The sequence below is a fragment of the Streptomyces sp. MS06 genome, from assembly GCF_047200655.1.
Classification (GTDB): domain Bacteria; phylum Actinomycetota; class Actinomycetes; order Streptomycetales; family Streptomycetaceae; genus Streptomyces.
On record NZ_JBJZOJ010000080.1, the window covers coordinates 1 to 24016 of the forward strand.

Annotated in this window: 21 protein-coding genes and 1 pseudogene; 4 read left to right on the plus strand and 18 right to left on the minus strand. The window is 72.8% G+C overall.

Features of this window, described 5'->3' with window-relative positions; genetic code table 11:
• Window positions 1-109 precede the first annotated feature (109 nt).
• From hpnH to ACL02U_RS29860, 15 genes are all read right to left on the minus strand, one after another.
• A complete protein-coding gene (hpnH, locus tag ACL02U_RS29790) occupies window positions 110-1132 on the minus strand; it encodes an adenosyl-hopene transferase HpnH (RefSeq protein WP_412794093.1) in 1023 nt (340 codons plus the stop codon).
• 5 nt (window positions 1133-1137) lie between these two features.
• A complete protein-coding gene (locus tag ACL02U_RS29795) occupies window positions 1138-1782 on the minus strand; it encodes a 1-hydroxy-2-methyl-2-butenyl 4-diphosphate reductase (RefSeq protein WP_412794094.1) in 645 nt (214 codons plus the stop codon).
• Window positions 1782-3851 carry a squalene--hopene cyclase gene (shc, locus tag ACL02U_RS29800; RefSeq protein WP_412794095.1) on the minus strand — a complete coding sequence of 690 codons (2070 nt, stop codon included), beginning with the start codon at window positions 3849-3851 and terminating at the stop codon, window positions 1782-1784. The genes ACL02U_RS29795 and shc overlap by 1 nt, the downstream gene beginning before the upstream one ends.
• A gap of 120 nt (window positions 3852-3971) precedes the next feature.
• Entirely contained in the window at window positions 3972-5036 is a 1065-nt protein-coding gene (locus ACL02U_RS29805) for a polyprenyl synthetase family protein (protein WP_412794116.1), read from the minus strand.
• A gap of 71 nt (window positions 5037-5107) precedes the next feature.
• Complete coding sequence (gene hpnE, locus ACL02U_RS29810) at window positions 5108-6532, minus strand: hydroxysqualene dehydroxylase HpnE (protein WP_412794096.1); 1425 nt, start codon at window positions 6530-6532, stop codon at window positions 5108-5110.
• Entirely contained in the window at window positions 6529-6669 is a 141-nt protein-coding gene (locus tag ACL02U_RS29815) for a DUF6380 family protein (RefSeq protein WP_412794097.1), read from the minus strand. The genes hpnE and ACL02U_RS29815 overlap by 4 nt, the downstream gene beginning before the upstream one ends.
• Entirely contained in the window at window positions 6669-7619 is a 951-nt protein-coding gene (gene hpnD / locus ACL02U_RS29820) for a presqualene diphosphate synthase HpnD (RefSeq protein ID WP_412794098.1), read from the minus strand. The genes ACL02U_RS29815 and hpnD overlap by 1 nt, the downstream gene beginning before the upstream one ends.
• Window positions 7616-8545, minus strand: coding sequence for a squalene synthase HpnC (gene hpnC, locus ACL02U_RS29825; RefSeq protein ID WP_412794099.1), 930 nt, complete (start codon window positions 8543-8545; stop codon window positions 7616-7618). Before hpnC ends, hpnD begins: the two co-directional genes overlap by 4 nt.
• A gap of 356 nt (window positions 8546-8901) precedes the next feature.
• Window positions 8902-9681 (minus strand): ABC transporter ATP-binding protein, encoded by a 780-nt coding sequence (locus tag ACL02U_RS29830; RefSeq protein ID WP_412794100.1) that lies wholly within the window; start codon window positions 9679-9681, stop codon window positions 8902-8904.
• Window positions 9674-10603: an ABC transporter permease gene (locus tag ACL02U_RS29835; protein ID WP_412794101.1), complete on the minus strand. Its 930-nt coding sequence runs from the start codon at window positions 10601-10603 to the stop codon at window positions 9674-9676. The genes ACL02U_RS29830 and ACL02U_RS29835 overlap by 8 nt, the downstream gene beginning before the upstream one ends.
• Before the next feature lie 83 nt (window positions 10604-10686).
• A complete protein-coding gene (locus ACL02U_RS29840) occupies window positions 10687-11559 on the minus strand; it encodes a glycosyltransferase family 2 protein (protein ID WP_412794117.1) in 873 nt (290 codons plus the stop codon).
• A 5-nt stretch (window positions 11560-11564) separates the two neighbouring features.
• Complete coding sequence (locus tag ACL02U_RS29845; RefSeq protein ID WP_412794102.1) at window positions 11565-12338, minus strand: CDP-alcohol phosphatidyltransferase family protein; 774 nt, start codon at window positions 12336-12338, stop codon at window positions 11565-11567.
• Entirely contained in the window at window positions 12316-13377 is a 1062-nt protein-coding gene (locus ACL02U_RS29850; RefSeq protein ID WP_412794103.1) for an iron-containing alcohol dehydrogenase family protein, read from the minus strand. The genes ACL02U_RS29845 and ACL02U_RS29850 overlap by 23 nt, the downstream gene beginning before the upstream one ends.
• On the minus strand, window positions 13365-14117 hold the full coding sequence (locus ACL02U_RS29855) for a sugar phosphate nucleotidyltransferase (protein WP_412794104.1): 753 nt from the start codon (window positions 14115-14117) through the stop codon (window positions 13365-13367). Before ACL02U_RS29855 ends, ACL02U_RS29850 begins: the two co-directional genes overlap by 13 nt.
• Window positions 14114-16036: a DUF5941 domain-containing protein gene (locus tag ACL02U_RS29860; RefSeq protein WP_412794105.1), complete on the minus strand. Its 1923-nt coding sequence runs from the start codon at window positions 16034-16036 to the stop codon at window positions 14114-14116. Before ACL02U_RS29860 ends, ACL02U_RS29855 begins: the two co-directional genes overlap by 4 nt.
• Before the next feature lie 497 nt (window positions 16037-16533).
• Here ACL02U_RS29860 and idi point away from each other — a divergent pair, with 497 nt between their 5' ends.
• Entirely contained in the window at window positions 16534-17130 is a 597-nt protein-coding gene (gene idi, locus ACL02U_RS29865) for an isopentenyl-diphosphate Delta-isomerase (RefSeq protein ID WP_412794106.1), read from the plus strand.
• A gap of 139 nt (window positions 17131-17269) precedes the next feature.
• On the opposite strand, the gene ACL02U_RS29870 is transcribed toward idi, so the two are convergent.
• Complete coding sequence (locus tag ACL02U_RS29870; RefSeq protein WP_412794118.1) at window positions 17270-17779, minus strand: ATP-binding protein; 510 nt, start codon at window positions 17777-17779, stop codon at window positions 17270-17272.
• Window positions 17780-18315: 536 nt separating this feature from the next.
• On the opposite strand from ACL02U_RS29870, the gene ACL02U_RS29875 reads away from it, so the two are divergent.
• Together ACL02U_RS29875 and ACL02U_RS29880 are read left to right on the plus strand one after the other, a co-directional pair.
• Window positions 18316-19065: an enoyl-CoA hydratase/isomerase family protein gene (locus ACL02U_RS29875; RefSeq protein ID WP_412794107.1), complete on the plus strand. Its 750-nt coding sequence runs from the start codon at window positions 18316-18318 to the stop codon at window positions 19063-19065.
• 73 nt (window positions 19066-19138) lie between these two features.
• Window positions 19139-20008, plus strand: coding sequence for an SCO6745 family protein (locus ACL02U_RS29880; protein WP_412794108.1), 870 nt, complete (start codon window positions 19139-19141; stop codon window positions 20006-20008).
• Here the strand turns inward: ACL02U_RS29880 and ACL02U_RS29885 are convergent.
• Window positions 19965-20375: pseudogene (locus ACL02U_RS29885) on the minus strand (zinc ribbon domain-containing protein); the annotation flags it as partial. The gene ACL02U_RS29880 and the pseudogene ACL02U_RS29885 overlap by 44 nt on opposite strands.
• A 226-nt stretch (window positions 20376-20601) precedes the next feature.
• Complete coding sequence (locus tag ACL02U_RS29890; RefSeq protein WP_412794109.1) at window positions 20602-21267, minus strand: MSMEG_1061 family FMN-dependent PPOX-type flavoprotein; 666 nt, start codon at window positions 21265-21267, stop codon at window positions 20602-20604.
• Window positions 21268-21508: 241 nt separating this feature from the next.
• On the opposite strand from ACL02U_RS29890, the gene ACL02U_RS29895 reads away from it, so the two are divergent.
• Window positions 21509-23899 carry a Tex family protein gene (locus ACL02U_RS29895; protein WP_412794110.1) on the plus strand — a complete coding sequence of 797 codons (2391 nt, stop codon included), beginning with the start codon at window positions 21509-21511 and terminating at the stop codon, window positions 23897-23899.
• Window positions 23900-24016 lie beyond the last annotated feature (117 nt).

Sequence of the window (24016 nt, forward strand, 5' to 3'; positions counted from 1 at the left end):
ATCACCACCCACCGGCACCGACCCCACCTGGATCCGCCGGCTCCTGCGGCGCTCGGCGAGCGGGCGGGCCGGAACCTCGGGGACGCCGAGCGGAACGGCTGTCATGGCCTCACTCCCGGTTTCCGGAGACGGTCTCGCGCATGGCGCGCAGGGACTCCTTCAGCGACCCCATGGTGGCCAGTACCGCGGTGGGCTCGTACCCGCAGTGCGCCATGCAGTTGGCGCAGCGCGGGTCCTTGCCGCGGCCGTACTTGTCCCAGTCGGTGTCCTCGATGAGTTCGCGGTACGTCGGCACGTAGCCGTCGCTCATCAGGTAGCAGGGGCGCTGCCAGCCGAACAGCGAGTAGTTCGGGATGGCCCACGCGGTGCACGGGAAGTCCACCTTGCCCTCGAGGAAGTCGAGGAACAGCGGGGAGTGGTTGAGTCGCCAGCGGCGCCGGTTCCCGCCCGCGAACGCCTTCCTGAACAGCTCCCGGGTCTGCTCCACACCCAGGAAGTGCTCCTGGTCGGGAGCCTTCTCGTAGGCGTAGGCGGGCGAGATCATCATCTCGTCCACCTCGAGGTCGTCGTTGAGGAAGTTCAGGACCTCGACGATGGTCTGCGGGGTGTCGGTGTTGAAGAAGGTCGAGTTGGTGGTCACCCGGAAGCCGCGCCGCTTGGCCTCCTTGATGGCCTCCACGGCCTCGTCGAAGACGCCCTCCTTCGCCACCGACTCGTCGTGCCGCTCGCGCAGTCCGTCGATGTGCACGGCGAAGGCGAAGTAGGGGGAGGGCCGGAACTTGTCCATCTTCTTGCGCAGCAGCATGGCGTTGGTGCACAGGAAGACGAACTTCCGTTTGGCGACCAGCTGGCGCACGATCTCGTCGATCTGCGGATGCATCAGGGGCTCGCCGCCGGCGATCGACACCATCGGGGCCCCGGACTCGAGCACCGCGCCCACGGCCTGTGCGACGGGCATGCGCTGCTTGAGCACACCGGCCGGGTGCTGGATCTTGCCGCAGCCCTCACATTTGAGGTTGCAGGCGAACAGCGGCTCGAGTTCAACGATCAGCGGGAACTTGTCCCGGCGGCGTACTTTCTGTTCGGCCAGGTATGTGGCCACCTTGATGGACTGGCGCAGCGGCATGGCCATCTTGCTCACCTCCGGGGGAGCAGCACATTGCGGTGCCATTCGAAGAAAGTAGGGAGGACAGAACGGAGAACACGGAATGCCGATATTCCACCGCGGACCGTGCCGATCCGTACGAGTTCGTGTTCGGGGGCGTCCACGACCACCCGGACGGCCGCAACGGGGCGCTCGCCGGAGCGCACCGCGCTCAGCAGGGTGGCGGCCGACTCCATGTCGGCGGCGATCGCGCCGGTGGCGAGCAGGTCGGACCGCTCCGGGCCGCGGACCACGTGGTCGGAGCCGGTGAGCGGGCCGGTGTGCACGGTGCGTCCGGGCAGTGTGCGGGTGAGTTCCTTGACGAGCAGTTCGGTGCCGGCGCAGGCGACCGTGCGCCGCGGGTCCCGGGTCTCCTCGGCGACGACGAGGTCGCCCGGGTGCATGCCGGGGGCGAGTCCCGCGCAGAAGCCGGTGGCGAGGACGGCGGCGTCGGCGAACGCCGGGTCGGCCAGCGCCCGGTCGACCGCCTTCTCCGCTGCCCCGGGGCCCATTCCGGTGCGCAGCACGGTGACGGGCCCGCAGGGCTCGCCGCGGTCGCGGCCGCGCAGGGCGAGGTGCTCGATGCCGAGGGCGCAGGCGATCAGCAGCGGAGCGGCCGGGACGGGCTGTGCGGCCATCAGTTCCCCTTGGCCTCGGCGACCGGCCTGGCGGCCGGTCGGCTCACCGCGGCGGGCCTGCCGTGCGCGGACGCGGGAGCGAACGGTTCGCCGTTCAGGTACCGGCCGAGCGCGGTGAGCGGGAACACCTGGCGGTAGAGGTGGTAGTTGATGGAGAAGTCCCAGGGGAAGCCGGTGCCGGTGAAGTACGGCTCGTCCCAGGAGCCGTCCTCGCGCTGGGTGGCGGCCAGCCAGGCGACGCCGCGCTCCACGGCCGCGGACTCCCGCTCCCCCGCGGCCAGCAGGGCCATCAGCGCCCACGCGGTCTGCGAGGCGGTGGAGGCGCCCCGCCCGCTCCACGCGGTGGAGTCCCGGTACGAGCGGAGGTCCTCTCCCCAGCCGCCGTCGTCGTTCTGGACCCGTTCGAGCCAGGCCACCGCGCGGCGGACGGCCGGGTGCGAACCGGGCAGTCCCGCGGCGACCAGGGCCGGTACGGCGGAGCCGGTGCCGTAGATGTAGTTGACTCCCCAGCGTCCGAACCAGGAGCCGTCCGGCTCCTGTTCGTCGAGCAGCCACTGGACGCCGCGCCGGGTGCGCGGGTCGTGGGCGAGTCCCTCGACGGCGAGCATCTCCACCACGTGCGCGGTGACGTCCGCGGACGGCGGGTCGATGACCTCTCCGAAGTCGCAGAAGGGGAGCCGGTTGGGGAAGGGGCTGGTGTTGTCGACGTCGAAGGCGCCCCAGCCGCCGTTGCGGGACTGCATGCCCAGGTTCCACCGGACCCCGCGCGCGATGGCCTTCTCCAGCCGCTCCGGGTCGTGGTGGCGCACCCGGCGCAGCGCGAGGACGACCTCGGCGGTGTCGTCGATGTCGGGGTAGTTGTCGTTGTGGAACTCGAACGCCCAGCCACCGGGCGGGAGATGGGGACGGCGCACCGCCCAGTCCCCGGGCCGGACGATCTCCTCGCCGAGCATCCAGTCGGCGGCCTTGACCAGTTGCGGATGGTCGGCGGGCAGCCCGGCGTCGGCGAGTGCGATGGTGGCCAGGCAGGTGTCCCACACCGGCGACTGGCATGCCTCGATCATCCGGGCGCCGTCCTCGCGCCGGACGGCGAAACGGTCCAGCGAGGCGATTCCCTCGCGCATCACGGGGTGTTCGAGGTCGTAGCCGACGAGGTACAGCGCGATGACGGAGTAGACGGCGGGGGGCTGGATACCGCCCCAGCAGCCGTCGTTCTCCTGCCGCTCGATGATCCAGCGGGCCGCGTCGTTCATCGCGCTCCTGCGCAGACCCCGGGGCACCGCTCTGCGCAGGGCGTGCAGTGTCCTGTCGAGCCGCTGGAAGGCGCCGTCCCAGCTGACCGCGGGTGCGAGCGGCACGGGCGGGTTGGGGTTGGCGGGGTCCGTGTGCAGCTCGTCCAGCGGGAAGGGCGCCGGCCGTACCGGCCGCTTGGCGGAGACGATGGTCAGCGGCACGATGGTCTGCCGCGCCCAGCAGCCGAAGTCGTAGATGTTGAGCGGGAACCAGCTGGGGAACCAGATCAGCTCGGGCGGCAGTTCGGGCAGGTCCTCCCACTTCCACCAGCCGAACAGGGCCAGCCAGATCCGGGTGAAGACCCGGGCGGAGGCGATGCCGCCGTGCTCGCGGATCCAGGCGGAGGCCTTCGCCATGTGCGGTGCTTCGGGTTCGTCTCCGGCCAGCCGGAGCGCGACGTAGGCTTCGACGGTGGTGGACAGTTCACCGGGGCCGCCGTAGAAGGTGGCCCAGGTGCCGTCCTCGCGCTGCTCGCCGCGGATGAAGAGAGCGGCGGCGCGGGTGGTGTCCTCGTCGAGGATTCCCAGGAACTGCCGGAGCAGCAGGTCCTCGGCGTCCATGGTGACGTTGGTCTCCAGGTCGCCCTTCCACCAGCCCTGGGCGTCCTGCCGGGAGAGCAGGTAGTCCGTCGCGCGGTGGACGGCGCGCCGGGCGGCCCGCGGGCCGCCGGCGGCCTCGGGAGTGTCGGCGGCCTCAGGAGTGTCGGTGTCGCTTTCGCTGGCCGCGGCAGCGCGGGACGGCAGTGCCCCGGTGCTTCCGTCGGTCGTCGCTGTCATGGCTTCCCCTTCGTGCAGTCGTGCAAGTCGAGCGTCTGCTGTGGGTCCGCCGTCGGCCGGTGCCGTGAGCGTGGAGCGCACCGGCCGGCGACTACGCGAGGTGTGTTCGTCCGATAGCGCTCATCTCTTCCGGACGACGACGAAGTCGGCGAGTGCGGTGAACCGCTCCCGGACCCGCTCGGGCATGTCGACGGCGTCGAGGGCCGCGATCGCGGTGGTGTGCTGGCGGCGCGCCTCCTCGGCGGTCCACCCGCGTCCGCCGGCCTCCTCGATGAGGCGGGCGCGCTCCGCGAACTCCTCCTCGGAGAAGTCGGCGAAGTCGCTCGCCTTGGCGTCGGCGGCGAGGAGTTCCCCGAGCCGCCGGGCCGCAGCGTTGTCGGCCTGGAGCGCGGCCACGACCGGCAGTGACTTCTTGCGCTGGCGCAGGTCGCTCCAGGTCTGCTTGCCGGTGGACTCCGGGTCGCCCCAGATGCCCAGGAGGTCGTCGACGGCCTGGAAGGCGAGGCCGAGGTGGTGGCCGTACTTCTCCAGGGCGTCGGCGGTGGCGTCGTCGGCGCCGCCGAGCACCGCGCCGATGGAGCTGGCGCAGGCGAGCAGGGCGCCGGTCTTGTTGCCCTCCATCTCCAGGCACTCCTCGACGGTGACCCGGTCCCGGTGCTCGTAGGACATGTCCTGCGCCTGACCGTCGATCAGGGCCCGGCTGGCGCGGGTGAGGCGGCGCGCGGCGCGGCCGGCCTCGACGGTGCCGAGTTCCAGCAGGACCTCGCCCGCGAGCGCGAACAGGGCGTCGCCGACCAGGATGGCCTGGGCGGGTCCGTGCACCTTCCACACCGTGTCGCGGTGGCGGCGCTGCTCGTCGCCGTCCATCAGGTCGTCGTGCAGGAGGGAGAAGTTGTGGACCAGCTCCACGGCGACCGCGCCCGGTACGCCGGTCTCCGGCGCCGCGCCGGTGACCTCGGCGGACAGCACGGCCAGGGCCGGGCGCACGGCCTTTCCGCCGTCGCCGGAGGCGGGGTTGCCCGCCACGTCGATCCAGCCGAAGTGGTACGCGGCAACGGTGTCCATGGGGGGCGCCAGCCGGTCGACGGCCGCCCGCAGCACCGGCGTGGCGAGTGTCCGGCCGCGCTCCAGCAGCGCGGTCACGTCCACCGCGGACCTCCGAGCGGCCGTCTCGGCCGGGGGCACAGTGGGCACAGTCTCTCCTCTTGTTGCGGTACCGGGGGTGCGGGGGCCCTCCGTGCCGCGCTGATCCAGCATCACGCAGCCTCCTCGCACGCGAAGAGCCGTCGGGGGCGGGGCCGGCCGAGGGCGCCGAGTGCGGCGTCGGCCGCGCTCACGCCGCTGCGGACCGCACTCTCCATGGTCGCGGGCCACCCGGTGGCGGTCCACGCTCCGGCCAGGTACAGGCCGGGGACATTGGTGCGGGCGCCGGGGCGCAGGCGCCCGACGCCCGGGGCGGGGGCAAACGTGGCGGTGCGCTCCCTGGTCACGAAGAAGTCCCTCACCATGGCGCCGCGGGTACCCGGGATCAGCCTCTCCAGCTCCGCCAGGTACCGCTCGCGCAGCACGGCGACGGGTTCGTCGATCTCGTGCTGTGCCGCCGACTGGGAGAGCGCCAGGTACTGGCCGCCGCGCAGCCCGGAGGCCTCGGTGCGGTCGAACACCCACTGCACGGGGGTGCCGAGCGCGGCGAGGAAGGGGGTGTTCAGCACCGGCCGGTCGTAGACGACGTGGACGTTGAGGATCGGTGCGGTGCCGATCTCCAGCAGCCGTTCGGGGGCGTCGAGGGCTCCCGGGGGCAGCAGGCCGTGGGTCTCCCGCTGCGGTACGGCGAGGACGACCGCGTCGGCGGTGAGCGTCTCGCCGGGGATCTGAACGCTCCAGCGTCCGTCGACGTCTGTATGGACGGAGGTGACGCGTGAACGCAGCGCGGTGCGCACGCCCGCGGAGTCGAGCGCCTTGCGGGCGAGCCGGTCGTGCAGCTCGCCCAGCGGGACACGGGCCCAGCCGATGTCGGCCGCCGCCGGGTCGGACAGCAGGCCGGTCTTGAACACCATCGCGGCGAGTCCGAGTGAGGTGTCGGACGCGGCCGCGTTCAACGTGGCGACGCCGACCAGGTCCCACAGGGCCTCGACGGCGCGCGCCGACTGGCCGTGCGCGGCCAGCCAGCTGCCGAAGTCCCGCTCGTCCAGTGCCGGGTCGTTGAGGTCGAGTCCGCGCAGGGCGAGTGCGGCACGCCCCACCCTGGCGCGTTCGGCGAGCGAGAGGTGCGGGTAGCCGGCGAGGCTGCGGCCGAGGTGGAGCGGCACGGGAAGCGCGTCGCGGCGCAGCCGCCCCAGCCGCCGGCCCTCGGGTGCGGCGGCGTCCAGGACGGGCACGTCGAGTCGATTCTGCAGCGGTGCCAGCTCCGCTCCCTCGATCCGGTCGAGGAACCAGCGGTAGGCGGTGCAGCAGCGCAGATAGACGTGCTGTCCGTTGTCGACGGTGAGCCCGCCGCGGCTGAAGGAGAAGGCCAGGCCGCCCAGCCGGGGGCGGCCCTCCAGCAGGGTGACGTGCACGCCCGCGTCGGCGAGCGCCAGCGCGGCGGTCGTGCCGGCCAGCCCGCCACCGACGACGACGGCGTGCCGACCCGGCCCCGGACGGTCCGCGGGCTGCCCCTGGGGTCTCTTGCCCTGGGTCATCGTGCGCCCTCCCCTGTGCGGCGGTCGTGGTCTGTGCACCGTGCACAACCGACCGTCTCAGTCAGGGACGCCGCCCGCCACCGGAGGGTTGCCCGCCGCTCGCCGCAGCCGGCGTCGGCATGGACCGGCTGCTCCATCAGGCGCGCCTCCTGACCGTCTGCCGGGACACGGTGCGCGTGTCCAGGCCGGACAGACCGCGGACGGCGACGTAGGCCTTCTCCCGGCCGGGCAGCGAGACCCGGCCGCGCAGCACGGCCTCGGGGTCGCGCTCGATGCGGTCGAGCAGGCGGCGGTAGATGCCCGCCATGGCGGCGACGCAGGCGCCGCTGCGCCGGTCGAGCATGGGCAGCAGCCGGTAGCCCTCGGCGAAGAGCGCCCGGGCCCGCCGCACCTCGAAGTGCACCAGGCCCGAGAAGTCCGAGCCCTCCGGCGGGGTCGGTGCGCGGAAGCCCGCGGAGCAGCCGAACTTGGCGAGGTCGTCGGCCGGCAGGTAGGTGCGGCCGCCTTCGGCGTCCTCGCGCACGTCCCGGAGGATGTTGGTGAGCTGCAGGGCGAGGCCGAGGGTGTCGGCGTACTCGGCCGCGCGCTCGACTCCGGGCGCCTCCGGCTGGGTGCCGAAGACGCCGAGCGAGAGCCGGCCGATGGCCCCGGCCACGCAGCGGCAGTACACCTTGAGGTCGTCCCAGGTCTCGTAGGTCTCGCCGCGCACGTCCATCAGGACGCCGTCGATGAGCTCGTCGAGCCCGTCGAGCGGGATCGGGAAGTGCTCGGCGGCATGGGTGAGGGCGACGGCGACCGGGTCGGTGTCGTCCTCGTCGACCTCGCCGGCCCGGACCCGGGCCAGCAGGGTCCGGGTGTCCTGGAGCCTCGCGGCCTTCACGTCGTCGCCGAGCGCGCCGTCGCCGATGTCGTCGACGCGCCGGGAGAGCGCGTACAGCGCCGACATGGCCCGGCGCTTGGGTGTGGGCAGCAGCCTGATCCCGTAGGCGAAGTTACGGGCCTGCTGTCCGGTGACGGCCTCGCAGTAGCTGTATGCGGCGAGTACCGGTGCGGACACGGGTGGTGGCAACTCCACGATCCGGATCACCCCTCTCCTCGCAGAGTCACGCCCACCTCGTGCAGCAGCCGGATCTTGCCGGGCTTGGGCGGGCCGGGAAGTACGTCGTATTCGGCGGCGGCGATCGCCCGGATGGCCGCCCTTCCCCCTGCCACGAACCCTGCGAGCAGCAGCTTCAACCTGCCGTTGACGCTACCCACGAGGGGGGCTCCTTCATTCAGCAGTTCGCGGGCGCGTTGCGCCTCGTACGCGATCAGGGCGCGGACGGAGGCGCTCGCGCTGTCCGCGGCGAGGTCGGCTTCCCGGACGTGGAAGCGCTTCAGGTCCTCGGCCGGCAGGTAGATCCGGTCGCGGCCGAGGTCCTCGGCCACGTCCTGGAGGTGCTCGACGATCTGCAGGGCAGTGCAGATCGCGTCGGAGAGCCGGACCCGCTCCGGAGTGGTGGTGCCGGTGACGGCGAGCACCAGGCGGCCGACGGGGTTGGCGGACAGTTCGCAGTAGGCGAGGAGGTCGTCGTGGGTCTCGTAGCGCCGTACGAGCTGGTCCTGGCGGTTGGCCGCGATCAGGCCGAGGAACGGCTCGGGGGTCAGGGAGCAGCGCCGGACGGTCGGCTGCAGGCGGCGCAGCAGCGGGTGGCGGGGCGTGCCCGCGAAGACGCGGCGCAGGTCGGCCTCGAACGCGTCCAGCAGGACCGACCGGTCGCCGGCCAGGTCGGCGTCGACGCCGAGGATGCGCGCGTCGGCGCCACCGGGGGCGAGGTCGCCGTCGCCGATGTCGTCCACGAGGCGGGCGAAGCCGTAGACGGCCATGAGGTCGTGGCGCCAGGCCCGGGGGAGGAAGAAGGGGGCCACGGGGAAGTTCTCGTCCGCGGCCTTGGCGAGCGTGCCGTGCGCCGGGTCGCCGGTGCGCGCGCGCAGCGTCCCCGCCGCGCCTGTCGTTCCCGCTGTGCCCGTCACCGCACGCTGCCTGGGGCGGGGACGGCACATGCTGCGGTGAGCTGGGGAGTTTCCATACCCATTGCCGTCACATCTCCCGTTCTACACTGCTGACCCAATACACACTATTTCGGACACGCCGCCGAGCCGTCGACGGGGGTTCCCGCCGGAGGGTGTCGCGCATTATCTCCCCACTTGCCGCCTTTGGGGACCGGTCCAGCTTACGTTGTACAACGCAGCGTGGCCCGCAGGGGTGTCCTGCGCATCACAAGAACACACCGATTGGCTCCAAGATTCCTAAGGAAAAACGGAGTTGGCGCATCTTTTGCGGACGCGGGCCCCGCCGGAGCAGTTCCGGCGGGGCCCGCGGGACGGGTTCACTTGGCCGTGAACTTCTCGTACTCCCCCAGCACCTCTTCCGTGGGGCCGTCCATGCGCAGTTCACCGCGTTCCAACCACAGCACGCGGTCGCAGGTGTCGCGGATGGACTTGTTGCTGTGGCTGACCAGGAAGACCGTGCCGGCCTCCTGGCGCAGCTCCCGGATGCGCTCCTCGGAGCGCTTCTGGAACCTGGCGTCACCGGTGGCGAGCGCCTCGTCGATCATCAGCACGTCGTGGCGTTTGGCGGCCGCGATGGAGAAGCGCAGGCGGGCGGACATGCCGGAGGAGTAGGTGCGCATCGGCAGGGTGATGAAGTCGCCCTTGTCGTTGATGCCGGAGAAGTCGACGATGCCCTGGTAGCGCTCCCTGACCTCTTCGCGCGACATGCCCATGGCCAGGCCGCCCAGGATCACGTTGCGCTCCCCGGTCAGGTCGCTCATCAGGGCCGCGTTGACGCCGAGCAGCGAGGGCTGGCCGTCGGTGTAGACCCGGCCGCTCTCGGTGGGCAGCAGTCCGGCGATGGCCCGCAGCAGGGTGGACTTGCCGGAGCCGTTGGAGCCGATCAGGCCGATCGCCTCGCCCCGGTAGGCGACGAAGGAAACCCCGCGCACCGCGTGGACCTTGCGGACCCCCCGCTCCTCGCCGCGCTTGAGGATGCGGCTCAGGGCGGCGGTGGCACTGCCCTTGCCCGTCTTGGCGCCGTTGACCCGGTACACGATGTGGACCTCGTCGGCGATGACGGTGGGCACCGGCGCCTCGGCGGCCGGCTCAGCCACGGCCGTACCTCTCCTCCGCCTTCCAGAAGTAGACGAACCCGCCGACCGCGCACAGCACCGCCCAGCCGCAGGCGACCGCCCAGACGTGGGGAGGGAGGTTGCCGGCCCCGTAGCCCTCGATGAGGGAGTAGCGCATCAGGTCCATGTAGACCGCGGCCGGGTTCCACTGCAGGACGTCCGAGATCCACTGCGGCTTGTCCTGCAGCATGATCCGGATGGAGAACATGACCCCGGAGGCGTACATCCAGGTGCGCATCACGAAGGGCATGAGCTGCGCGAGGTCGGGCGTCTTGGCGCCGGCCCGGGCGCAGACCAGTGCCAGGCCCGTGTTGAACAGGAACTGCAGGGCCAGCACGGGGACGACCAGCGCCCAGGAGGCGTCCGGGTAGCTGCCGAACGCGATCACGATGAGGACCAGGACGACCATCGAGTAGAGCAGTTGCTGGAGCTGCTGCAGCGCGAAGGAGATGGGCAGGGCGGCACGCGGGAAGTGCAGGGCGCGCACCAGCCCGAGGTTCCCGGAGATCGCCCGGACCCCGCTCATCACCGAGCTCTGCGTGAAGGTGAAGACGAAGATCCCGGTCACCAGAAAGGGTATGTAGACACCCTTGGCCATGCCCCGGTCCGCCCCCAGGATCAGGCCGAAGATCAGGAAGTAGACGCCCGCGTTCAGCAGCGGGGTGGCGACCTGCCACAGCTGCCCCAGCTTGGCCTGGCTGTACTGGGCCGTGAGCTTCGCCGAGGAGAAGGCGAGGATGAAGTGACGCCGGCCCCAGAGCTGGCGGACGTAGGCGCCGAGGGAGGGCCGCGCGCCGCTCACGGTCAGCCCGTGCTTCGCGGCGAGGTCCGCCGCGGGGAGCCCGGCATCGGGTGACGCGCCAGGGCTCAGCAGGAGTCCGCCGTCGTTGCTTCTCTCACTCACAAATGGACACTTTCGTCTTCGATCTGCACGGCGGGCGCGACCCCCGGACAGCCGGGGGACGGGTGCCCTCGGGGACAAGCTTGTCAGATGATCGGGGGGCGGCCCAGCCGAGTGAGCCGCCACACGGTACGCCATTTCATGGGCCGTCGCGGACCGCACGGAGCGGCCCAGCCCTCCCGGAACCCGCCGAACCACGCCCTCAGCGCCGGGCGGGAGGGGCGGCGCACCAGGGTGAGCAGCAGCCACACCCCCAGGTAGACGGGGACCAGCGGGGCGGGCAGGTTCCGGCGGGCCAGCCACACCCGGTTGCGGGCGACCATACGGTGGTAGACCGCGTGCCGGGAAGGGGCGGTCGTGGGGTGGTGCAGCACCATGTCGGCCCGGTAGTCGATCGTCCAGCCGGCGTCCAGCGCCCGCCAGGCCAGGTCGGTCTCCTCATGGGCGTAGAAGAAGGCTTCCGGCAACCCCCCGACCTCTGCGAACACCCGGGTGCGCACGGCGTTCGCGCCGCCGAGGAAGGTGGTCACCCGCGAGGAGCGCATCGGGTCGGCGGCGCGCAGCCGGGGGACGTGGCGCCGCTGGGTGAGGCCGGTGTCCGGGTCGGCGATGCGGAAGCCGACGATGCCCAGCCGCGGGTCGGCGGCGAACGCCTCGCGGCACAGCAGGGCGGTGTCGGTGCGGGCGAGGAGCCCGTCGTCGTCGAGGAAGAGCAGGATGTCGACGTCCCGGCCGCCCGGCCCGAAGGCCTCGATGCCGGCGTTGCGGCCACCGGGGATGCCGAGGTTCTCCGGGAGTTCCACCGTGCGCACGCCCTCGGGGACGTCGGGCACCGGCGAGCCGTTGCCCACCACGACCACCTCGACGGGGTCCCCGTCCTGCCGGGCGACCGAGTCGAGCAGCGCCCGCAGCTCCTCGGGGCGGTTGCCCATGGTGATGACGACCGCACCGACCTTCACCGCGCTCACCGGAGCCTGCTCGACACCAGCACGGACACCAGGTGCAGCAGCGTCTGCAGCAGGGCGATCGCGGCGAGCACGGCGGTGCCGAGCCGGGTGAAGAACAGGTCGCCGCGCACCTGGTCCGCGATCGCCAGGACGAGGATCAGCAGCGAGGCCTCGATCCCCAGGATCAGGCGGTGGAACTTGAGCGCGGCCGCGGCCCGGCGGGCCAGCGCCATCGAGGAGGACCGCGGCTCGGCGGCGGACTCCTTGACCGGCTCCATCCCGGCCTGGTGGCGGGCGACCCCGACGAGATCGGTCTCGGCCTTGATGAGGATCGCGCCGAGCGCGGCCAGCGTGCCGAGGAAGGCCCACAGCCAGTCGGCGCTCCCCCACACGTCCGCGGCGCGCAGGCCGAGGCCGACCAGCACGGCCGCGTCGGTCAGGTAGGCGCCGACGCGGTCCAGGTACACCCCGCCGAGCGAGTACTGCTGCTTCCAGCGGGCGATCTCCCCGTCGACGCAGTCCAGCAGCAGGTACAGCTGCACCATCAGCACGCCGAGGACGGCGCCCGCGATCCCCGGCACCAGCAGCGCCGGGGCCGCCAGCACACCGCAGACGGTCATCAGGTAGGTGAGCTGGTTGGGCGTCACCGAGGTGTTCACCAGGTAGCGGTCGACGCGCAGGGACACCTCGCGCATGTAGAGGCGTCCCGCCCAGTGCTCACCGCTGCGCCGGTCCTTCACCCCGGCGGGGTGGACGACCGGGCGGAGTTCAGCTACCGATGGCCTTGACATAGTCGGTGTAGGTGTCCTTGATCTGTTCGGTTTTGAGGTCGACGTGTTCGAGAATGGTGTAGCGGCCGGGGCGGGTCCGGGGGGCGAACTCCACCACCTCGGCGAACTCCTGGGCGTTGAAGCCGATCTCCTCGACGCGCACCGGCAGCCCGTGCCGGCGCAGCACGTGGGCCATGTGGACCGACTCCTCGTGTGCGCCGCGCAGCCACATCGCGAAGGCCGCGCCGAGTCCGCACTGCTCGCCGTGGGCGGCGGCCCGCTGCGGATGCAGCAGGTCGAAGGCGTGGTTGATCTCGTGGCAGGCGCCGGAGGAGGGCCGCGAGTCGCCCGAGACGGACATCGCGACGCCGCTGAGCACCAGCGCCTCGGCCAGCACCTGGAGGAAATCGTTGTCCGCGACGCCGCCGGGGTGGCGCAGCACCGCCTCGCCCGCCTGCCGGGCCATCGCGGCGGCCAGCCCGTCGATCTTCTCGCCGTTGACCCGGTTGGACAGCTCCCAGTCCCGGATGGCGGAGATGTTGGAGACCGCGTCGCCGATGCCGGCCCGCACGTACCGGACCGGTGCGTCGCGGATGACGTCCAGGTCGATCACGACGGCGATCGGGTTGGGAACTCCGTAGGAGCCGCGGCCGGCGTCGTTGTCGAGGGTGGAGACCGGGGAGCACAGTCCGTCGTGCGCCAGGTTGGTGGGTACCGCGACCAGCGGCAGGCCGATCCTGGCGGCGGCGAACTTCGCGCAGTCGATGATCTTGCCGCCGCCCAGGCCGACGACCGCGTCGTAGTGGCCGCCCTTCATCTCATCGGCCAGCCGGATGGCGTCGTCCAGGGTGCCGCCGCCGACCTCGTACCAGTCGGCGCCCGGCAGTTGCGGCGCGACCCGCTCGCGGAGCCTGGCGCCGGAGCCGCCGCTGACGGCGACGGCGAGTTTGCCGGAGGGCGAGATCCGCTCGTCGGCCAGCACGCAGGCCAGATCGTCCAGGGCGGCCGGGCGGATGTCCACGACGACCGGCGAGGGGATGAGGCGGGTCAGTACCGGCACGCGATCTCCCGTCCCCGGGCAAGGTCGTCGTGGTTGTCGATCTCGACCCACGGCACGTCCCCGATGGGCGCCACGTCGATGCGGAAGCCCCGGTTGACGAGTTCCTGGTAGCCGTGCTCGTAGAACTGCTGCGGGTCGGCCTCCCACACCGTGCGCAGCGCGTCGACCAGGTCGGGGGCCGCCTCGCCCTCGATGAGGGTGACCCCGATGTACTCGCCGGTGGCCTCGGACGGGTCCATCAGCTTGGTGATCTTCCGGACGCCGTGCTCGGCGTCGACGACGACCTTCATCTCCTCGTCGGCCAGGTCCTTGACCGTGTCGACGGCGAGCACGATCCGCTTGCCGTCGCCCCGGGCGGCCAGCAGCGTCTTCTCCACGGAGACCGGGTGGACGGTGTCGCCGTTGGCGAGGATCACGCCGTCCTTGAGCGCGTCGCGGCCGCACCACAGGGAGTAGGCGTTGTTCCACTCCTCGGCCTTGTCGTTGTCGATCAGGGTGATGGTGAGGCCGTACTTCCGCTCCAGGGCCTCCTTGCGCTCGTACACGGCCTCCTTGCGGTAGCCGACGATGACCGCGACCTCGGTCAGTCCGACCTCGGCGAAGTTGCCGAGCGCCAGGTCGAGGACGGTGATCCCGTCCTCCGCGCCCTCGGGCCCCACCGGCACCAGCGCCTTGGGCAGGGTGTCGGTGTAGGGGCGCAGACGCCTTCCGGCGCCGGCCGCCAGCACGAGGCCGATCATGCGGTTTCTCCTTCGTCGTGTACGGCGGGCGCGCCGCCCTTGTGGGCGGCCACCCAGAAGCGGATGCTCTCGGCGAGCACCAGCGCGGCGACGGCCACGGCCAGGGCCGTGAGCGCGGCCTTGAAGTGCGAGGCGGTGAGCAGCGCGGCCAGGACGGTGACGAGCAGCGTCCGGCCCTCGTGCCCACCGGTGGCGCGGACCAGCCGGGCCGGGGGCGCTCCGGCGCCACCGCGGATGCGGTACACCGTGTCGTAGTGATGGTAGGCGACCGCACCCACCAGCCCGAAAGCCGCCGGTAGCACTCCGTTTCCGTCGACTTCGGCCGCCAGTACCAGGACGGTGCCGTACTCGGCCGCCCGGAACAACGGCGGAACGAGCCAGTCGAGGGGCCCTCCGAGCGGGCGGGCGACGGCGGCGCCGGACAGGACGGTGTAGGCGACGGCGCAGGCCACGGTGGCCCAGCCGGGGCCGGTGAACGCGGCGGACAGGACCACCAGCAGCGCGCCGAGGGCGGCGGCCGGCACCGCGGGCACCCGGATCCGCTCGCGCAGCGCGAGGGCGGCGCGTTCGGCGAGGGGGCCGGTGTCGGTCAGGTCGGCCAGGGCCTGCCGCGCACGGTCGGAGCGGGGCGCCGGGCGCCGCACGGAGCGCAGCACCCGGCCCGCCGTGGTGTAGGCGGCGGCGAAGGCCATCCAGGCGATCAGCGCCAGGAACGTGGTGCGGGGGCCGGTGAACGCGGTCAGTACGGCGATCATGGCCCAGCGTTCGCCGATGGGCAGGATGATCACCCGGCGCACCCACACCGTCCATCCGACCCGGTCGAGCCGGTCGGACAGGGCCGCGGTGGGACTGCCGGCACCCGTCGCGTCGTCGGCGGTGGCCTCGATGAACGCGAAGTCCACCATGTGCCGGCAGGTCTGCAGGACCATGGCGCCGAGCGCGAGCGCCCACACGTCGTCGCCGCCGCGGGCCGCGCCGAGCGCCAGTCCGGCGTAGAAGGCGAACTCCTTGGCCCGGTCGAAGGTGGCGTCCAGCCAGGCGCCGAGCGTGGAGTACTGCAGGGAGTAGCGGGCGAGCTGGCCGTCGGTGCAGTCCAGCACGAAGGAGGCGATCAGCAGGACGCCGGCCGCGACGAACCCGGCGCGGACGCCGGTGGCCGCGCAGCCGGCCGCGATCAGCGCGGTGAGCAGCGAGGCGGTGGTGACCTGGTTCGGCGTGAGGCCCCGGCGGGCGCACCAGCGGGCCAGGTGGCGCGAGTAGGGGCTGATGCAGAAGGTGGTGAACAGGCCGTCGCCGGACTTCACCGCCGACTTCAGTCGGACCGCTTCCTCGTCGACCTCGGCGACGGCCTGGCGTGCCTCGTTGCGTGCCTGCGGGCCGGTGGGGACCGCGGCGACGAGGCTGCCCAGGCGGGGGCGGTGCACCTCGGCGCCGTCGGCGTCGAGGGCGGCGGCGATGCGGTCCGGCAGGCTGTCGGCCGGTGCGGTGGCGCCGTGCGCGGCGGTCCCCGGCGCGGCGGACTCCGGGGCGGCGGACTCCGGGGCGGCGGACTCCGGGGCGGCGGACTCCGGGGCGGGTGCTGCCGGGGTGGCGTGGAGGGCGGGTGTGCCGGCCGGCGCCGGGGTCTCGCGGGCCAGGGCGCGCGCCAGGGCCGGGCGGCCGGGCGGGCGGGCGGAGACGGCGCCGGGGACGGCGGCGAGCGCGAAGCGGGGGTCGGTCAGGGCCAGCCGCAGGGCGTGCCGGTGGCCGACGAAGCGGGCGTCGACGACGGCGACCCGCTCCCCGGCCGGCACGGCGTCCAGGAGCGCCTCGGCGTCGGAGGTGCCCGCGGCCACCCGTACGTCGAAGCCCAGGTCCCGCAGATCGCCCTCGATCGACGATCCGGGAACCGGTTGACCGGTGAGGATGGCGATCGACAACCGAACTCTCACTCCCTGGGACCGGCGCGGCGCGCCGGGGATGCGCGTGGTGGAAACGCCCCTTGGCCGCACCGGGCGGGCGGGCGTGTCGGCAGAGGCTATCGGATGCCCGGAGAGCGGCGTTCACCGGCCGTTCACGGCCGGATCAACGCGTACTGCGTCCCCCGTTGCCGGGACCATCATCGGTGATCTTGCTTCCGGCCACAAACCGCGCCGTCGCGAACCGGCCGGGAGGCCGACGCCGTGCACGGTCGTACGGAGGGTCGCCTCCGGGGTGACCTGCCCGGCAGCGGCTCACGGGGGCCGCGCGGCACGGCCGGACCCCGGTCTGCCGGCGGTCGGAGGCGCCGCCGCCGGGCGCCGGTCGGAGTGTTTCCGGGGCCCCGGGGGCCGGGAACGATCATCTGTCGGGGCCCTGATCCCGCCGCCGTGGCGTGCCGGGAGTGCCTGCCGTGTACGGCAGACTGGGGGTGCGAAGACCGATGTGAAGGATGGGTATGCCGATCACACCTGCCACCGCGACGCACACCTCGTCGCCGAACGGCACCGCGGACGCGATTTTGCTCGAGCTGGTCGACGAGAACGGCGTGACGATCGGCACCGCGGAGAAGCTCGCCGCCCACCAGCCGCCCGGCCGGCTGCACCGCGCGTTCTCGGTGTTCCTCTTCGACGACCGCGGTCGGCTGCTTCTCCAGCAGCGGGCGCTGGGCAAGTACCACTCCCCCGGCGTCTGGTCGAACACCTGCTGCGGCCACCCGTACCCGGGCGAGGCGCCGTTCGCCGCGGCGGCCCGGCGCACCCACGAGGAGCTGGGAGCCTCTCCGTCCCTGCTCGCCGAGGCCGGCACGGTCCGCTACAACCACCCGGACCCGGCGTCCGGGCTGGTGGAGCAGGAGTACAACCACCTCTTCGTCGGCCTCGTGCAGTCGCCGCTGCGGCCGGACCCCGAGGAGGTCGGCGCGACCGCCTTCGTGACCGCCGCCGAGCTGGCGGAGCGGCATGCCCGGGACACCTTCTCGGCCTGGTTCATGACCGTGCTGGACGCGGCCCGTCCGGCGGTCAGGGAGCTGACGGGTCCCTCGGCCGGCTGGTGACCCGGGGGCGGTGGCACCGGAGCCGCCGACCGGGCGGAGACCGGGAACACCGGCCAGGGCGGAGACCGGGGACACCGGACGGGGCGGGGGTCGGGGACCCCGGACGGGGCGGGGGTCGAACCCCCGGTGGGAGCGGGTGTCAGACGGCGGGGGACGGCTTGAGCGGCAGCGCGACCCAGATCACCTTGCCGCCGCCCGCCGTGTGCTCGACGTCGTAGGCCCCGCCCGCCTCTCCGGCGATCTCACGGACCAGCAGCAGCCCGCGTCCCCCGAGCCTGCCGTGGTCGGTCTCCAGGGCGGTGGGGCGGTAGGGGTGGGCGTCCTCCACCGACACCCGCACCCAGTCGGGGCCGACGGCGACCTCCACGCCGAGCACCGGGGACAGCAGCGCCGCGTGTTTCACCGCGTTGGTCACCAGCTCGGAGACGATCAGGAGCAGCCCCTGGAGCAGGTCGTCGGAGACCGGTACGCCCTGCCGGCGCAGCAGGTCGCGGACGGCGTGCCGGGCCTGCGGGACCGAGGCGTCGGCGGCGGGGGCGGTGAAGCGCCAGACGCCCTCGTACGGCAGCGGGTCGGGGGGTGTGGCCGGGCCGGGCACGTCGGCTCTGCCCGTCGGTTGCGGTACGGCTTCGCGCCCGTCGTCCTCCATCGTCCGGTCGCCGCCCTTGCGCTCGATTGCCACCACACGTCGAGTGTTGGCAAGGAGGCAGGGCACTCCGGTTCACTGAACACAAGTCAGCCACTATCGAGCGTTTTTGACCGAGGGCGCATGCCCCGGTCGGGTGCGGGACCGCTTCCGCCCCGGTCGGGCCGGGTTCGGGAATTATTCGGGTTGTACGGGTTTGACGCACCGCCCGCCGGCCGCGCACCGTCCGCCCCGGCCGGCTTCGGTCCGTCCGCCCCCGCCCGATCCCTCACCGCGCGACACCGGCGGCGGTCGGGCCAGGGGCGTCGGGGAGAAGCCGCCGTGCCGGGGACCGGGGAGGAGCGGCGGAGCCGGGGACCGGGGAGGAGCAGCCGAGCCGGGGACCGGGGAGGAGCAGCCGAGCCGGGGACCGGGGAGGAGCAGCCGAGCCGGGGACCGGGGAGGAGCAGCCGAGCCGGGGACCGGGAGGAGGAGTCGCGGCAGCGGTTCGACGAACCGCCCCGATCGGCGCGGCCGGGTCGCCGGATAGCATCCGGCGCATGGAGCCGCAGCTGCAGCACGACGTCACCGACTCGGTCGCCACGATCACCATCAGCCATCCGGCCAAGCGCAACGCGATGACCGCCGCCATGTGGCGGGCGCTGCCCGGGCTGCTCGGGTCGCTGGCCGCCGATGCCGGCGTACGGGCGCTGGTGCTGACCGGCGCCGAGGGCACCTTCTGCGCCGGTGCCGACATCTCGACGCTGCGCGAGTCGCCGCAGGAGGCGCAGCGGCTGGCCGTGGCCGCCGAGGAGGCGCTGGCCGCGTTCCCGAAGCCGACGCTGGCGGCGGTGCGGGGCCACTGCGTGGGCGGCGGCTCGCAGCTGGCGGCCGCCTGCGATCTCCGGTTCGCGGAGGAGGGGGCGCTGTTCGGGGTCACACCGGCGAAGCTCGGCGTCGTCTACCCGGCGTCGTCCACCCGGCGGCTGGTGGCGCTCGTCGGTCCGGCCACCACCAAGTACCTGCTGTTCTCCGGCGAGCTGATCGATGCGGCGCGGGCGCTGCGCACCGGCCTGGTCGACGAGCTGCTGCCCCGCGGGGAACTGGACAAGCGGGTCGCGGAGTTCGCCCGGATCCTGGTGTCACGCTCGCAGCTCACCCAGGCGGCCGCGAAGGAGTTCGCAGGCGGGCGCACCGACCGCGACGCCCACTGGGACGGGCAGGCGCGGGGCAGCGGCGACACCGCGGAGGGCGTCGCCGCGTTCCTGGAGCGCAGGCGGCCGCGGTTCACCTGGACGACGTCAGGATGAGACGGCCGTCCCGGCACCGATGGTCGCGGCACGGCACTGGAGCAAATACCGACCGGTCGGTAACCTGCCGTGCATGACGACCACCGCCTTGGAGCCCCGTGCCGGCCGACGTTGCCACAACGCGCTCAACTCCCTCCACGCGACGCACTACTTCGCCCCCGAGCTGGGTGAGGAGCTCGGTGCGCTCGGCATTACCGACCCCCGCGCCGTCAACTTCGCGGTGCGCTCCGCGGCCCTCGGGCCGGTGGGCGCCGGCACGGTCGCGGCGACGTTCTACAACTACAAGTACGAGCTGGTCGCCCGGCACGTCCCCGCCGTCTGGGAGACGGCGGCGGCCGCGGACGTACTCGCCGCCCGCGCGCGGGCCGTGGACGCCTCCCTGCACCGGCTGCTCGGCGCCGAGGTCCTGGCCTCGCCCGAGATGACGGAGGCCGCGCACCTCGCCCTGCACGCCGCCCGGGCATGCTCGCGCAGCGGCCGTCCGCTGTACGCCGCCCACGCCGACCTGCCGGTGCCCGAGCAGCCACACCTCGCCTACTGGCACGCGGCGACCCTGCTGCGCGAGCACCGGGGCGACGGCCACCTCGCGGTGCTGGTCGGCGCCGGCCTCGACGGGCTGGAGGCCGTCATCACGCACACCGCGACGGGCCGGGGCATGGCCCCGAAGTGGGTGCTCACCACCCGCGGCTGGAGCCGCGCCGACTGGGAGGCCGCCGCGGACCGGCTGCGCGGCCGCGGGCTGCTCGACGCGCAGGGCGAACTCACCGAGCGCGGCACAGCGCTGCGGCAGGAGATCGAGGCCGAGACGGACCGGCTGGACCTGGCTCCCTACGAGCACCTCGGCCCGGACGCCGTCGCCCGGCTGACCGCCCTCGCCGCGGACTTCGCCCGCACCGCGCTCACGGCGGGCGCCTACCCGCCGGACCTGTTCGGCAAGGATTGACATCCTCCCCGCCCTGAAGGACGGGGATTCCTGGCTCACGTTGGCTGGGGACCGGCGGTCCGCCAGCTCTTACACGATCAGCACCAGCCGGGTCGAGACCAGCCCGGACCAGCATCACACGGGCGGAGTTCTTGTCCCGGGGGGATACGACTCCGCACGCGGTGCAGGTGTAGGTACGTTCCGAAAGAGGGAGTGCGTGCTTGGTTCTCGCTCCGCACGACGCGCAGTCCATGGTGGTGTGCGCGGGATGCACGAGACGGATGTCCCGCTCGTGCTTGCGGCCCATCTCGATCAGGGCCGTCTTCGTGGCGCCGATCGCCGCGTCGGCGGCCTTGCGGGCCATAGTGGTACGACTGAGGAATCCTCGGAGGAACCCGGTGAACGGGCCGGCGCACCGACGGCACCACCGCCCCGCGCGCACGCCCGGCCGGACGCGACCGGCAGGGCCGCCCGGACCGGCCGCGGCGGCGCGCGGGTGTGGCTTCGCCGCGCGGCGGCGCCGGCCTCGAACTCATGGCGCGGCTGACGCGGATGGTGGAGAAGTCCCCGTGCCGTGCAGAGCTCGGTCGTCGCAGAGGGACTCAGGCCTGCATTCACTCGTAACGCAGACGCAGTGACTCCCGTTCAGCCTCCTCGATCCGCTCGACGGTCAAGCCCGGCAGGTCCAGCTGGGCCAGCGTCACTTCGGCACTGGTCGGCTGGGCGTCGGCGGGCAACCACCGCTCCGGCTCCCACGCGTTGGCGCGCATCAGCGACTTCGGGCAGTGCGGATAGACCTGCTCGACCTGCACCACAATCGCCGTGACCGGCGGTTTTCCAACGGGAGTGAGTTGGGCGAGCAGCTCAGGACGCGCCGAGACACAGGCGCGGCCGTTGACGCGCAGTGTGTCGGGGCGGCCGGGGATGAGGAAGAGCAGTCCGACGCGTCCGGTCCGCAGCACGTTGTGCATGGTGTCGAGCCGCTTGTTGCCGGTCGCGTCGGGGATCACCAAGGTCTGCTCGTCCAGCACCGAGACGAACCCGGCCGGGCCGCCACGCGGCGTCACGTCCGCCCGGCCCTCGGCATCCGCACTGCCGATGAACACCAGCGAGGAACAGCCGATCAGCGCCCGGACCTCCTCGGTCAGCCGGTCGATCTCCTTGCGGAGCGCGTTCGGGTTCGGCTGCGAGTAGAGCTCGCGCAGCTGGTCCGGGTCGGTGAGGGCGTCCGCCCGGAGGGATTCGAAGAGCAACCCGGCGGCCCCAGTGTCGATCATCATACGGACGACCCTAGAAGACGACCGAGGCAGCGCGCGGGTCAGCGCGTGATCTCGCCCGTGTCGGCCGGTCGCCACTCCTCGGATCTTGTCAGGAATCCCCGGTGACAGATGCCCGCGTCCAGGTGACAACCGTCCCGCCCGGTCACACGCGGGCCGCGCTCCCCGCGCCCTGATCCCCGATTGTCGTCGCCACCTGCCACAATTGCCGCGCAACCCGAAGCGGAGAAGGCGGTACGGCATCGTGACGACACCCCTGACAGCGTCCATCGAGGGCAGGATCGCCGAGGAGCTCGGCGTACGGGAGCGGCAGGTGAAGGCCGCGGTGGAGCTGCTCGACGGCGGTTCGACGGTGCCCTTCATCGCCCGCTACCGCAAGGAAGCGACCGAGATGCTCGACGACGCGCAGTTGCGCACGGTCGAGGAGCGGCTGCGCTACCTGCGGGAGTTGGAGGAGCGGCGGACCGCGATCCTGGAGTCGGTGCGCGAGCAGGGCAAGCTCACCGCGGAGCTGGAGGCGCGTATCCGCGGCGCCGAGACGAAGGCGCGTCTGGAGGACGTCTACCTCCCGTACAAGCCCAAGCGGCGCACCAAGGCGCAGATCGCCCGCGAGGCGGGCCTGGAGCCGCTGGCCGAGGGGCTGCTCGGCGACCCGTCGGTGGATCCGCTCGCCGCCGCGGCCGCGTTCGTCGACGCCGACAAGGGCGTGGCCGACCCGCAGGCCGCGCTGGACGGCGCCCGGGCCATCCTCACCGAGCGCTTCTCCGAGGACGCCGACCTGATCGGCGAGGTGCGCGAGCGCATGTGGGTGCGCGGGCGCCTGGCGGCGAAGGTACGGGAGGGCAAGGAGGAGGCGGGAGCCAAGTTCGCCGACTACTTCGACTTCGCCGAGCCCTTCACCGAACTGCCCTCGCACCGCGTCCTGGCGCTGCTGCGCGGCGAGAAGGAGGAGGTCCTGGACCTCGTCCTGGAGCCGGAGGAGCCCACGGACGGCCCGTCGTCCTACGAGGGGATCATCGCCTCCCGGTTCGGGATCGCCGACCGCGGCCGGCCGGGCGACAAGTGGCTCGCGGACACCGTCCGCTGGGCCTGGCGCACCCGTGTGCTGGTCCATCTCGGTATCGACCTGCGGCTGCGGCTGCGCACGGCCGCCGAGGACGAGGCGGTCCGCGTCTTCGCCGCCAACCTCCGCGACCTGTTGCTCGCCGCCCCGGCCGGCACCCGCGCCACACTGGGCCTGGACCCCGGCCTGCGCACCGGCGTGAAGGTCGCCGTGGTCGACGCGACCGGCAAGGTGGTCGCCACCGACACCGTCCACCCGCACGTACCGCACAACCGCTGGGACGAGGCCCTCTCCAGGCTGGCGAAGCTGGCCCGGGACCACGCGGTGGAACTCGTCGCGATCGGCAACGGCACCGCCTCCCGGGAGACCGACAAGCTGGCCGGTGAGCTGATGGCCAGGCACCCGGAGCTGAAGCTCACCAAGGTGATGGTGTCCGAGGCCGGCGCCTCGGTGTACTCGGCCTCCGCCTTCGCCTCGCAGGAGCTGCCCGAACTGGACGTGTCGCTGCGCGGCGCCGTGTCGATCGCCCGCCGGCTGCAGGACCCGCTGGCCGAACTGGTGAAGATCGACCCGAAGTCGATCGGCGTCGGCCAGTACCAGCACGACCTCTCCGAGGTGAAACTGTCGCGCTCCCTGGACGCGGTGGTCGAGGACTGCGTGAACGGCGTCGGCGTCGACGTCAACACCGCCTCCGCGCCGCTGCTCGCCCGGGTGTCCGGCGTCACCTCGACGCTGGCCGAGAACATCGTGGCGCACCGGGACGCCAACGGACGGTTCACCTCCCGCACCCAGCTGAAGAAGGTGTCGCGGCTGGGCCCGAAGGCGTTCGAGCAGTGTGCGGGCTTCCTCCGGATCCGCGGCGGCGAGGACCCGCTGGACGCCTCCAGCGTGCACCCCGAGGCGTACCCGGTGGTGCGCCGGATGGTGCGGTCCGCCGGGCAGGAGGTCGGTTCGCTCGTCGGCAACACGGCCGTGCTGCGCTCGCTGAAGCCGCAGGAGTTCGTCGACGACACCTTCGGGCTGCCGACCGTGAGCGACATCCTCAGGGAACTGGAGAAGCCCGGGCGCGACCCGCGTCCGGCGTTCCGGACGGCCACCTTCCAGGAGGGTGTGGAGAAGCTCTCCGACCTTTCGTCCGGGATGGTGCTGGAGGGCGTCGTCACGAACGTGGCCGCCTTCGGCGCGTTCGTCGACGTCGGCGTGCACCAGGACGGGCTGGTACACGTCTCGGCGATGTCGAAGACCTTCGTCAAGGACCCGCGGGACGTCGTCAAGCCCGGCGACATCGTCAAGGTGAAGGTGCTGGACGTCGACATCCCGCGCAAGCGGATCTCGCTGACGCTGCGGCTCGACGACGAGGCCGCGCCCAAGGACCGCGGGGACCGCGCCGACCGGTCGGACCGCGCGAACCGCTCCTCCGGCGGTGGCCGGCAGCGCGGCGGCCGCCCGCCGCAGCAGCGCCAGGGACGCGGCGGGGGCGGTGGCCGGCAGGCCCCGGCCCCGGCCAACAGCGCGATGGCCGACGCGCTGCGCCGAGCGGGCCTGCTCGGGCAGGACGGGGACAAGCGCTGAGCCGGTGCGGGGCCCGGCGCTGCGGCGTCGGGCCCCGCAGCGCCCGCCGCGCCTGCCTGCCCCCGCCCCGGAGCGCCCGCCGTGCCCGCCCCTCGGGTGTCCGCACGTCGACCGGAG